Origin of the sequence: Methanolobus chelungpuianus, from assembly GCF_024500045.1 — an archaeon.
GTDB classification, from domain to species: Archaea; Halobacteriota; Methanosarcinia; order Methanosarcinales; family Methanosarcinaceae; genus Methanolobus; species Methanolobus chelungpuianus.
On the sequence record NZ_JTEO01000002.1, the window covers coordinates 576,282 to 588,927 of the forward strand.

9 protein-coding genes are annotated in these 12,646 nt (G+C 51.8%); 8 read left to right on the forward strand and 1 reads right to left on the reverse strand.

All coding sequences use genetic code 11. From position 1 onward, the window contains the following. The first annotated feature begins 69 nt into the window (after positions 1–69). Positions 70–282: a winged helix-turn-helix domain-containing protein gene (locus tag PV02_RS03815; protein ID WP_256622032.1), complete on the forward strand. Its 213-nt coding sequence runs from the start codon at positions 70–72 to the stop codon at positions 280–282. A gap of 166 nt (positions 283–448) precedes the next feature. Beyond that, complete coding sequence (locus PV02_RS03820; RefSeq protein WP_256622033.1) at positions 449–3,868, forward strand: DNA polymerase II large subunit; 3,420 nt, start codon at positions 449–451, stop codon at positions 3,866–3,868. A gap of 21 nt (positions 3,869–3,889) precedes the next feature. Here the strand turns inward: PV02_RS03820 and mmp10 are convergent, their stop codons facing one another. Further along, entirely contained in the window at positions 3,890–5,125 is a 1,236-nt protein-coding gene (gene mmp10, locus PV02_RS03825; protein WP_256622034.1) for a methyl coenzyme M reductase-arginine methyltransferase Mmp10, read from the reverse strand. A 337-nt stretch (positions 5,126–5,462) separates the two neighbouring features. Here mmp10 and mcrB point away from each other — a divergent pair, with 337 nt between their 5' ends. The 6 genes from mcrB (at position 5,463) to PV02_RS03855 (ending at position 12,643) form a co-directional block, all read left to right on the forward strand. Continuing rightward, complete coding sequence (gene mcrB, locus PV02_RS03830; protein ID WP_256622035.1) at positions 5,463–6,767, forward strand: coenzyme-B sulfoethylthiotransferase subunit beta; 1,305 nt, start codon at positions 5,463–5,465, stop codon at positions 6,765–6,767. 39 nt (positions 6,768–6,806) lie between these two features. Beyond that, positions 6,807–7,301 carry a methyl-coenzyme M reductase operon protein D gene (mcrD, locus tag PV02_RS03835; protein ID WP_256622036.1) on the forward strand — a complete coding sequence of 165 codons (495 nt, stop codon included), beginning with the start codon at positions 6,807–6,809 and terminating at the stop codon, positions 7,299–7,301. A gap of 4 nt (positions 7,302–7,305) precedes the next feature. Beyond that, on the forward strand, positions 7,306–7,908 hold the full coding sequence (gene mcrC, locus PV02_RS03840; RefSeq protein WP_256622037.1) for a methyl-coenzyme M reductase I operon protein C: 603 nt from the start codon (positions 7,306–7,308) through the stop codon (positions 7,906–7,908). A 12-nt stretch (positions 7,909–7,920) separates the two neighbouring features. After that, on the forward strand, positions 7,921–8,673 hold the full coding sequence (gene mcrG / locus PV02_RS03845) for a coenzyme-B sulfoethylthiotransferase subunit gamma (protein WP_256622038.1): 753 nt from the start codon (positions 7,921–7,923) through the stop codon (positions 8,671–8,673). A gap of 10 nt (positions 8,674–8,683) precedes the next feature. Beyond that, entirely contained in the window at positions 8,684–10,402 is a 1,719-nt protein-coding gene (mcrA, locus tag PV02_RS03850) for a coenzyme-B sulfoethylthiotransferase subunit alpha (protein ID WP_256622039.1), read from the forward strand. 189 nt (positions 10,403–10,591) lie between these two features. Continuing rightward, a complete protein-coding gene (locus PV02_RS03855; RefSeq protein WP_256622040.1) occupies positions 10,592–12,643 on the forward strand; it encodes a hydantoinase/oxoprolinase family protein in 2,052 nt (683 codons plus the stop codon). Positions 12,644–12,646: the final 3 nt, after the last annotated feature.

Sequence of the window (12,646 nt, forward strand, 5' to 3'; positions counted from 1 at the left end):
GCCCGAAATACTTAATCGGGGCTTACTGTATAAAAGAAGCTGGGGGGCATTCTTATCAGAAGAAGTAGATTGGACATTACGCTTGCGATTTTGAAGATTGCTATGAACGGCGCCAAGAAGACGCAAATCGTATATGGCGCCAACCTTAATTCAACGATAGCGAACAAATATCTGGAACGACTTGAAGACAAGCAGCTCATCGAACAAAAGGGTAACCTGTTCGTGACGACTGACAAAGGCCGTGTGTATAAAGACCTTGCCAGCGAACTTGATGTTCGCTAGGTGCAGGTTTTTTTTGCAGCTGTAAAAACGACTTGTATTTTATAGTAACTGCTTCTCATAGTAACTCCTGAACTATCTATCACCGGTTCTCTTTTTGCAGGACAATACTTTTTATCCTCAGGCACAATAGGGAATAGGTAAAACAGGTCATGTGCAGAGGTTGTAAATGGGCGAGATAGTTGTAAGCGACTCCATGAGGGCTTATTTTGAGACTCTTGAGTCGGAGTTGAAACACGAGATCGAGATTGCCAACAGGGCGCGCTCCAGGGGCAAGGACCCAAAGCCCTGGGTGGAGATACCTCTCGCAAAGGACCTTGCGGACAGGGTGGAGAACCTCATCGGCGTAAAAGGCGTGGCAGCCCAGATACGCATATTCGATGAGACGATGTCCCGTGAGGAAGGCGCACTTGCTATCGGTAAGGCAGTGGCCGAGGGTGTTGTAGGTGAATTCCCTTCCCGGGCCGCGGCCATTGAAGCTGCTATCCGTGTTTCGGTTGCGATGCTCACCGAGGGTGTGGTTGCGGCGCCCATTGAAGGTATAGACCGTGTTGACATAGGCAAGAACGACGACGGTTCCGAGTATATAAGTATTTTTTATGCAGGCCCCATACGCAGTGCGGGAGGCACGGCCCAGGCCCTGTCCGTGCTTGTGGGGGACTATGTAAGGCGCGCTGTGGGCATTGACAGGTACAAGCCGCGCAAGGAAGAGGTTGAAAGGTACGTTGAGGAGATTCTGCTTTACAGGCGTGTGGCTACGTTGCAGTACACTCCCAGTGAGGATGAGATCAGACTGATAGTCGAGAACTGTCCCATATGTATAGACGGGGAGCCCACCGAGGCTGAAGAGGTGGAGGGTCACCGCGACATGGACAGGATAGAGACCAACAGGATACGCGGAGGCATGGCCCTTGTGCTTGCCGAGGGCCTGGCCCTGAAAGCACCCAAGGTCCTGAAACATGTAAATAAGCTGGAGCTTGACGGCTGGGACTGGCTCAACAAGCTCATCTCCGGTACAAAGGGCGGCGAGAGCAAGGACGAGACAAAAGGTATCAAGCCCAAGGAGAAGTATCTCACCGACCTGATAGCAGGCAGGCCTGTGTTCTCTCATCCAATGCGGCCGGGAGGCTTCAGGCTGCGGTACGGAAGATCCAGGAACACATCATTTGCCGCGGCCGGAATAAGCCCTGCCAGTATGGTAATTCTGGACAGTTTCATTGTCGCGGGCACGCAGCTTAAGGTAGAGCGCCCCGGCAAGGCAGCGGGCATGGCCCCGGTGGATTCCCTGGAAGGGCCGACGGTAAGACTGAAGTCCGGAGACCTGCTCAGGATAGATGATGAAAAGACTGCCTATGAGCTGCACCCTGAAGTGGAGTATATTATCGACATAGGCGAGATACTTATAAATTACGGTGACTTCCTGGAGAACAATCACCCTTTGATCCCCGCATCATATTGTTTTGAATGGTGGATACAGGAATTCCATAAAATCGCTCCTGATAATGGTCTGGATGTCTCTGTCCTGAAGGACCCGTCACAGGAGTTCGCACTTGAACTGTGCGAGGCCTATGGAGCGCCCCTGCATCCGAAGTTCACTCATCTCTGGCACGATATTAATGCGGAGGATTTTGCCAGGCTGTCGGCATTCGTGTCCGGGCATGGTTCGCTCAATAAGGAAGAGGGCTGTCTGGAACTCCCGTTCGACCTCGCATGTTCTGCTGGCATTAAGAATATCCTTGAAGTGTTGCTTGTGCATCACAGGATCAGGGGCGAAAAGATAACAATTGTCGATCCGAAGCCTTTCATACGCTGCCTCGGACTGAATGAGGAACTTGGCAGGTGTTGGGAGAATCTTCAGTCCGGGGACGCCCTTGAGGCTGTCAACCAGGTGAGCGGCCTCATAGTCCGCGCACGTGCTCCCATGAGGATAGGCGCAAGGATGGGAAGGCCTGAGAAATCCAACAAGAGGAAAATGTCCCCTGCTCCCCATGTGCTGTTCCCGATAGGCGATACGGGCGGGAATACCAGGAAACTGGAGAGCGCTGCCAGCTATAAGGAGTCTATGAACGACAGGATAGGTCTCATAAAAGTGGAGCTCGGCAACAGGGTATGTCCCTCATGCGGGACCCAGACCTATGAATACCGCTGCGGCTGCGGGGAATTCACCATCCCCAAGCTGTCCTGCCCGAGATGCGGCATATCGGTGCAGAAAGAGGAATGCCCGAAATGCGGCACCAAGACCACATGTGTTAAGATCCAGGCGATCGACTTCAAAAGCATCTACCAGGGAGCTTTTGAGAGGCTTGGCGAGCGCGATAGCAGCATAGAGCTCAAAGGCGTCAAGCGCATGATGTCCAGGGATATGACGCCGGAGCCCCTGGAAAAAGGTATATTGAGGGCCAAGTATGATGTATTCACTTTCAAGGACGGGACTGTCAGGTACGATATGTCCGACATCCCCCTGACACATATCCGGGCCGATGAGCTTGGAATAACTGTGGACATGCTGCACGGGCTGGGATATTACGAGGACGCCTATGGAAAACCCCTTGAGAGGGAGGATCAGGTAGTGTGCCTGAAGGTCCAGGATATTGTGGTCTCCTATGACTGTGCAGAGTACCTGCTGCGTACAAGCAAGTATATCGATGACCTGCTTGTGAAGTATTACAGGGAGGAGGCATTCTATAAGGCCGAGCATATCGAGGATCTGGTAGGCGCGCTAATTATGGGACTTGCTCCCCATACATCTGCTGGAGTGCTGGGCCGGCTTGTCGGTTTCACGAAAGCTTCGGTGGGCTATGCACACCCTTTTTTCCATGCTGCAAAGAGGCGTAACTGCGACGGTGACGAAGACTGCGTTATGATGCTCATGGACGGGCTTTTGAACTTCTCCCGTGACTATCTTCCTGAGAAGAGGGGAGGCAAGATGGATGCTCCCCTCGTGCTGACCACAAGGCTCGATCCCAGTGAGGTGGACAAGGAGGCGCATAATATTGACGTGTGTGATCATTATCCGCTGGAGTTCTATGAGGCAACCCTTGAGTACCCAAACCCAAAGGACTTCGAGAAGGTCATAGACCTTGTAAGCCGCAGGCTTGGCACGCCCCTCCAGTATGATAATTTCATGTTCACCCACGATACGACTGACATCGCTGCAGGACCCCTGAACTGTGCCTACAAGACACTGGGCAGCATGGTGGAGAAAATGGACGCCCAGCTTGCCCTTGCAGATAAGCTGCGCGCGGTCGATGCTGCAGATGTCGCGGAACGGGTGCTGATATCCCATTTCCTGCCGGATATGTTCGGTAACCTCAGGGCATTTTCAAGGCAGGGTACACGGTGCATGAAATGTGCCGCCAAGTTCAGAAGGCCGCCACTGACGGGAATATGCCCCAAGTGCGGTGGGAACGTGATACTCACAGTCCACGAAGGCGCTGTAAAAAAGTACCTTGAAGTCTCAAAGAGGGTTGCTGAGAAGTATAACGTATCGAATTATACGAAACAGAGGATTGAGCTGCTGGGTCTGGACATGAAATCCCTCTTCGAGAACGACAAGTCCAGGCAGCTGGGGCTCTCCGAGTTCATGTGATCATGATATTATATGGGTATGTTACTTTCTGACCGGAAGCCCTATGGCATTGATCTCACGGATCAGCTCGGTGAACTGTTCGATCTCGAAAGCGAGAACTTCCTCTTTGCTCATCCCGATGGACATCTCGCCATCATAGCTTAGCATATCAGGACCCCTGCGCACGAACCTGTCGATACCGTCCCTTGAGAGCACCTTCTTCGCCTCGGGATCATGTACGAAGGCCCTTCCGGGAATTATCACCGTTTCCTTTACATCATTAAGGTCCAGGGCTTCCAGGTCCTCTATGGTGATGAGGCATCCTATGTCCTTTCCAACCGCAACCACGTTGACACTGCTATTGAGCCTGGTAAAGACTTCAGAAAGGCGATCTGCCGCAGCCCTGCTTGTCAGCAGTGTCGCATCCTTGATGACCGCGGGAAGCTGTGCAAGCGCCTCATCTTCCTTCCTGATGGCAAAGGGTGAGCCGATAAGCGGGTCCCCGAGGGGCGTACCGGTTATTCTCATGTCGTATTTCCCGGCAGCCTGGTGTACAATGCCTGCAAAATCCTCTATGCTTTGGCTATCTATTCCTTCCATGACCGGTGCGTTGTCGAGTATAAGCCCTTCCTCGCGTCTGTTGGCAAAACGCATGAGTATGGCTCCCTTCGCCCCCATGGACTCCAGATCACTGAGTGTTTTTTCAAGGGCTTGTCCGTCGTTGACTCCGGGTATGAGCACAATGGCTGCATAGACATCGCAGCCGGCGCAGAGATCCCTGAGCACCTGCAATGATTGCTCAGGATGCGGGTCATGCATGTATTTTCCACGCAGGGCGGGGTTCGTTGAAAAAACCGTGAATGAGACTTCAGTAACTCCGTATCTCAGGAAGAACTCTGCTTCGTTGCCTTCGATAAAGCCTTTGCCGCTGGTGTATCCCAGGTGGATGGGCAGACCGAACTGGGAAAGGTTGGCCACCAGTGGCATAAGCTCCGGGTAACAGCTTATATCTCCTCCTCCGCTGATGGTTATCTTGTCGATATCCTCCTGGCTGAAGCGTATCTTCTGGTAGGTTTCCTGGAATACGTACTCTGCAGGCTTGAACCCGGAGTATGATTCACGCACGCCTCTCGTACAGTAATCACAACCTTTCAGGAAAGGAAAACAATGTTTGCATCCAAAGGGCTGCACTTCCTTTACCTTCTTGAAATAGCAATAGGCACAGAATCCCTTGCAATCGACACCGGGATTCCCCCCCACATCTGCGATGATTTCCATAGTGTTTTTTAGACACTATATGTACTACTTAAACTTTTGCGATAGATTCTTATCTGTCCTCAGGGGGACCCTGCCGGAGTGTAAATGAATATATTATTCATTATAATTGGAGGGTCTTATCTCAAAAGTATTTTACATTAATGTCCGGTGATTACGTGATTGGGAACAGTATGATGCAAAAGGTTTAAACACCATCGTTACTTAATAGTTCCGAGAATTCCCGATGGAAAATTTTCGTACAGGACATATGTGGTACAGAGTAATTGTTCATCAGTAACTCGGACTGTACATTTCCAGCTGGGTGATTTCTGAATAAGAACATAGGAGGAAAATACACGTGTCTGATAAAATAGACATTTACGACGATAGAGGTAAATTGCTGGAAAGTGGTGTCGATCTTATGGATATTGCGCCAACAAGGAATGCAGCAATTCAAAACATCATTAAAGACACCAAGAGAACCGTTGCAGTCAACCTTGCCGGTATCGAGAAGGCTCTCGAGAGCGGAAAGATGGGCGGCCTCGGACGTAAGATCCTTGGAAGAGAACTCAAGTACGATGTCGTTGCCAATGCAAGCGCAATCCAGGATGCTGTCAAGAAATTCGTGATGGCAAAAGAAGGCGATGACACTCAGGTAAAGGTGCTCGCAGGCGGAAAGCAGCTCCTTGTACAGGTACCAAGCGTAAGGGCACTTGTAGGCGCTGACTATGTATCTGCAAGCACTGTGACCGGTGCAGCAGTCGTTCAGGCAATCATCGACATGTACAAGACCGATATGTTCGATGCACCAATCGTCAAGTCCGCTGTATGGGGAAGCTACCCGCAGACCATGGACATGATGGGCGGAAACATTGCATCAATCCTCAGTATCCCACAGAACAACGAAGGTCTCGGATACTCCCTGAGGAACATCACCACCAACCACATCGCAGCCATCACCGGCAAGAAGGCAATGAATGCAGCAGCACTCTCATCCATCTTCGAGCAGGTAGGCATGTACGAGATGGGTAACGCTGTCGGTCCTTTCGAGAGGCACCAGTTACTTGGTCTTGCATACCAGGGTCTCAACGCAGGCAACTTCGTCTACGAGATCGTCAAGGAGAACGGTAAGAACGGTACAATCGGTACTGTCGTCCAGTCAACAGTCGAGAAGGCACTTGAGGCAGGTATCATCTCCGTTGACAAGACCGCACCATCCGGATACAAGTTCTACAAGGCAAATGACGTTTCCATGTGGAACGCATGTGCAGCAGTAGGACAGCTTGCAGCAACCATGGTAAACTGTGGTGCAGGCAGGGCGGCACAGAACGTTTCATCAACTCTCCTGTACTTCAACGACATCCTTGAGAAGGAAACAGGCCTTCCAGGCTGTGACATGGGAAGGGCACAGGGTACCGCAGTCGGATTCTCCTTCTTCAGCCACTCAATCTACGGCGGCGGCGGACCGGGTATCTTCAACGGTAACCACGTTGTGACCAGGCACTCCAGAGGTTTCGCAATTCCATGTGTTTGTGCAGCAGTATCACTTGATGCAGGCACACAGATGTTCTCAGTCGAGAAGACATCAGCACTCGTGGGCAGCGTGTTCGGATCAATACCAGAGTTCAAGGAGCCAATCAAGGCAGTAGCAGGAGCTCTCTAAGACACAAAACCCAGTCAGGATATCAAAGGTTAAACAGATATGTCAGACCCTTCAACAGATACAGATTACCTGCAGCTTGAAATATATCCGGGCAGGCTGTTAAACCCGGATACTGCCGAGGCACTGCTCAATGAGATCGCAGAGCTGGAAGGTGTTATCAGGTTCTTCGTCCACGGACCGAGGATACCCAAAACAGTACCCTACGGCCCTGCTACCGGCGAAACGGTGAATCATCCCGCAAGGAGGATTATCATGGTTGCCGGCCAGGAAATGGATCTTGAAGTGAGCGTAGGTGGTATTCGTCTGGAAGTCGCCGATGCCGATGTAAAGGAGAACGTCAGGGAAATCTGTGACCGGCTGCTTCCGTTCTCATATGAGTTCAGGGAAGGCCTTTTCATACCAACCACACAGACCGTAACCGACTACGCAAAACGCGGACCGGATGCGGATCCTCTCTTACTTGGAATGACCGATCCGAAGGGCAAACTGAGAAATAAGCCCGTATGTATCCTTAAAAAGAAAGACAGCGAGTGATTAAATGTTCGACCGGGAGACACAGGTTGTTGATTGCAGGCACGGCATGGGCCTTGGCAGAGGAGGAGGGCTCGCCCAGCGCGGGACTTTGTCCGAGACCGGAAGGGCCGATGTGATCGCCATAGCAATGAGTCCCGGAAGAAGGCACATCACAAAGCCGGTATGTGAGCTCACATACGGCATGCGTCGTGAAGAGATACAGGTCAGTGTAATGGTCCTGAACACGGGTTCAGGGGTTCCGGACACCAACATGGGCTCCGGTTCGTTCGGGATAAGTCCCGAAGAGATTGCACAGATCAACAGGCACAAGGTCGCGGTGATCCACACCGGTAATATAAGAGAGCACGTTGTAAGAAAGGTAAAGGCAATTCTGGAAGAAGCGAACGTTCCTGCAGTAGTTGTCTGCCAGACCCTCGTGGATTTTGAGGATTTTGCAGAGGCAGGAGTCAAGACAAAGATCGTAAAACCCAAAGATAGTGATATTCTGACAAAAGGAAGGGTTATGGAAATTGTGACAGGAGTTACACGAGGAGAATCATGTTCAAGGGAAAAACTGAACGAACTCGTGAAAGCTGTAAAGATCACAATGAGATCATTAGAGAATTAGGAGTGAATGATTATGGCATATAAACCCCAGTTTTATCCAGGAGCAACATCCGTTGCAGAAAACAGAAGGAAGCACATGTCAGGTAAAGTGGAGAAACTCAGAGACATCTCCGATGATGACCTGACACTCGTACTCGGGCACCGCGCACCGGGAAGTGACTACCCAAGCACCCACCCACCACTCGCAGAGATGGGTGAGCCGGATGATTCTATCAGGCAGCTTGTCGAAGCAACACCAGGAGCAAAGGCTGGTGACAGGGTAAGGTACGTACAGTTCGTTGACTCAATGTACAACGGTCCGTCAGTACCATACTTCAGATCCTACAACGCAGCAATCAACTTCAGAGGTGTCGACCCGGGAACACTCTCCGGTCGTCAGGTCGTTGAGGCACGTGAGAGGGACATGGAACAGGTTGCAAAGTTCCAGCTGGAAACAGAGATGACCTGCCCGGCACTGTCAAGCCTCAGGGGCGCAACAGTCCACGGTCACTCCCTGAGACTCCCTGAAGACGGCGTGATGTTCGACATGCTCGACAGGGCAAGGAAGGAAGGCAACAACATCATAATGCACAAGGACCAGGTAGGCAGGCCCATAGACAAGAAGGTCAACCTCGGCAAGCCAATGTCAGATGCAGAGGCCGCAAAGAGGACCACTATTTACCGTGTCGACAATGTCGCATTCAGAGATGACAAGGAAGTCATTGAGTGGGTCCACAGAGTATTCGACCAGAGAACCATCTACGGCTTCAAGCCTTTGAACAAATGAGGTGATGATAATGGCAAATGACAGAAAGAAGATGTTTGCAAAGCACATGGAGATCAAGTTCACAAAGGAACACGGAAACAACAAAATGGAGGGTGGCAAGATCACCGATATGGTCGGTAAATACTACCGCCTTGGTGTTGACCAGAACCCCCGTAAAGTTGAAATGAAAAAGGCCGGTCAGGAGATCGCAAAGAAGAGAGGCCTCGTCGGTTACAACCCAATGATGCACTGCGGTGGTATCCCACTCGGTCAGAGAGCACTTACCCCGTCCTTCATCTCAGGCACTGACATGATGGTCGAGATCGATGACCTCCACTACGTCAACAACGCTGCAATGCAGCAGATGTGGGACGACATCAGGAGGACTGTGGTCGTCGGTATGGACCTTGCACACGAGACCCTTGAGAAGAGGCTCGGTATCGAGGTTACACCTGAAACCATCAACCACTACCTTGAGACCCTCAACCACGCACTCCCGGGAGGAGCAGTAGTTCAGGAACACATGGTCGAGACCCACCCGGCTCTCGTAGATGACTGTTACGTCAAGGTCTTCACCGGTGACGATGAGCTTGCAGATGAGATTGACAAGCAGTTCCTTATCGACATCAACAAGACCTTCCCTGCAGATCAGGCAGCAACCCTCAAGGCAGCAATCGGAAAGACAACCTGGCAGGCAGCCCACATCCCAACCGTCGTCAGCAGAGTAACCGACGGTGCACAGACCAGCAGGTGGATGGCCATGCAGGTCGGTATGTCCTTCATCTCCGCATACAGCATGTGTGCCGGTGAAGCAGCAGTAGCTGACCTTTCCTATGCAGCAAAGCACGCAGGTGTGCTCTCAATGGGTGAAATGCTCCCCGCAAGGCGCGCACGTGGTCCAAACGAGCCAGGAGGTATCTCCTTCGGTCACTTCGCGGACATCATCCAGACCAGCCGTGTAACACCTGAGGACCCGGCAAACGTAGCCCTCGAGGTAGTTGGCGGAGGATGCATGCTCTACGACCAGATCTGGCTCGGATCATACATGTCCGGTGGTGTCGGTTTCACACAGTACGCAACCGCAGCATACACCAACAACATCCTTGACGACAACCTCTACTACGATGTAGACTACATCAACGACAAGTACAAGGACGCAGCAAAGACCGGTAAGGACAACAAGGTCAAGGCAACCCTCGACGTTGTCAAGGACATCGCAACAGAATCCACCATCTACGGTCTTGAGAACTACGAGAAATACCCGACCACACTCGAGGACCATTTCGGAGGTTCCCAGAGGGCAACCAGCCTCTCCGCAGCAGCAGGCTGTGCAACTGCAATCGCAACCGGAAACGGAAATGCCGGTCTCTCCGCATGGTACCTCTCAATGTACCTGCACAAGGAAGCACACGGCCGTCTCGGATTCTTCGGTTACGACCTGCAGGACCAGTGTGGTGCAACCAACGTGTTCTCATACCAGTCAGACGAAGGTCTGGCAATCGAGCTCCGTGGACCAAACTACCCCAACTACGCAATGAACGTCGGACACCAGGGTGGATACTCCGGTATCACTTCCGCTGCACACGCAGGCCGTGGAGACGCATTCGCAGTCAACCCACTCATCAAGGTCTGTTTCGCAGACGAACTCCTGCCCTTTGACTTCACTGCTCCAAGGAAGGAATTCGGTAGGGGAGCTCTCAGAGAGTTCGAGCCTGCTGGTGAGAGATCACTCATCATCCCGGCAAAGTAAGTTCAATAAGACCAGAGTAGGCTTCATGCCTACTTCTCTTCTCTTTTTTTATCATTCGTTTTCATAGCTCTTATTCTGGCTTTTTTCTTATCCTGCGCTATTGATAATGCTTAAATATTGCAAAACCATTGTTTTTAGCATACTTCCTAAATTCAACTTATCATATTTATTTTCGAAGGAGAGCGCAACATGCAATACAGTCTGGGAATAGATGCCGGTGGAACGTTTACAGACGCAGTTATCGTTCGTGATTCGGATGGCGTGATAGTGGAGTCTGCCAAGGTGCTCACCACATATCCTGACCCCATAGCCGGCATTAAAGGTGTCATTGATAAGCTGTCGCCCGAGTATGTGAAGGATGTCAAACTGGTTTCCGTCTCAACGACCCTGTCCACGAATACCATACTTGAGGATACGGGTTTTCCGGTGGGTGTGATTCTGGTAGGGGATTATGTCATCCCGAAGGAGGGTTTCCCTGCGAAGTACTACGTCCGGCTCAGCGGAGGGCACACCAGTAACGGCGAGGAGGCTGCGCCTCTTGACGAGGAAGGGGTCAGGAAGTTCGCAATGGAGATAAAGGACCATGTGGCCGCGTTTGCAGTATCCTCCTTCTTCAGTAACAGGAATTCCGAGCACGAGCTTCGGGTCAAGAAGATGATCCGTGACCTTACCGGCTTGCCTGTGGTATGCGGACACGAGCTCTCCCAGGAAGTGGGAGCATATGACCGCTCCATAACAGCCTATCTTAACGCACAACTGCTTCCTATCACGCACAAGTTCATCCAGTCCATCATGCAGGACATCCGTTCAAGAGGTATCGATGCCAGCCTCCTCATGCTCAAGTGTGACGGCTCGGTAGTAGGCATGGAGGAAGCCCTGGAAAGGCCCATAGAGTCTATCTTCTCGGGGCCGGCTGCCAGTCTTGTGGGCGCAGCCTATCTCACAGGATATGATACGTGCGCCATGGTGGATGTGGGAGGTACAAGCACCGACGTGGCGCTTATACGCAACGGCATCCCGGAGCTGAGCGACCAGGGAGCCGTCGTGGGCGGCTGGAAGACAATGGTAAAGGCCATCAGGATGGAAACATCTGCTACCGGCGGCGATAGCCATGTGTGGGTACACGATGAGAAGATGTTCATCGGTCCCAGGAGGGTAATTCCATTATGTCGCGCCGCAGTGGAGTACCCGGGTTTCATGGCCAAGCTCCAGGAGTGCAAGGCGCCTTCCCGGAAGCTGTTCTGTGAGAATGTACAGCCAACTAAGTTCTTCGTGAGGACGGCCAGCAGGCCTCTGGAGCTGAGCAGGTTCGAAGAGGAGATATACGATGCCATACAGGGCGTACCCGTATCCTACCACGAGCTCTTCATCAGGCTCAAGAAACAGCCCAGTGTCAGGTCGCTGGACAGCCTTATCCAGAAGCGCCTGGTGCAGGCCATTGCATTCACTCCCACAGATGCATTGCACGTGCTCGGCGAGTTCAGGCTATGGGATGCCCAGGCATCCAGGATAGGAGCTGAGAGGCTTTCCAGGTTTGTCAAAATGGCACCGGAGGAGTTCTGTTCCGAAGTGCGGCGCAAGGTTGCAAGGAACATGGCCCATGACCTGATATCCTATCTGATAGAGGGCATCCCGGAATCCGTGGTTGACAGGATACTGTCAGGTGAGAACTTCACACGTTTCAAGATCGAGACTCCTGTAGTGCTGCTTGGTGGCCCGGTGGGCGCTTTCAGGGAGGAGATGGGCAGGCTCATAGATGCGCAGATCATAGTCCCGGAATACTCAAGCGTCGGCAATGCAGTGGGTGCCCTCGTAGGTAAGGGCATCAAGCGGGTGGAGATACTTGTGAAGAGGGACTTCGCCCCTATAACAGGTGAGGATGTCACTCTAGAGGAACTGAAGACCGCGAAAGAGGTCGTGAAGTACTTTGTGTTCACGCCTGAAGGAAGGTACATCTTCTCCGAGCATCTGGAAGCCATTGATTTTGCGATCAGCACCGCGAAGAAAATAGTAGCCGACTACATGCAGTCAGCAGGATATTCTCCCGGTGACGTGGATATAGAAGTCACAAGGAAGGAACTTTCCATCAGGGAAGGAGAAGAGCCTGTTGAGACCAAGGTGATTGTTGTGGGTGTTGGAACATCAAGGGCGGTGGTCGAGAAGGATGTTATCCCTGACTATATGAGAAAGAAGGCTATCAGTTCACGCAAGGCCTCAGAGTATTCGTATTCAGGAAAATGAGTG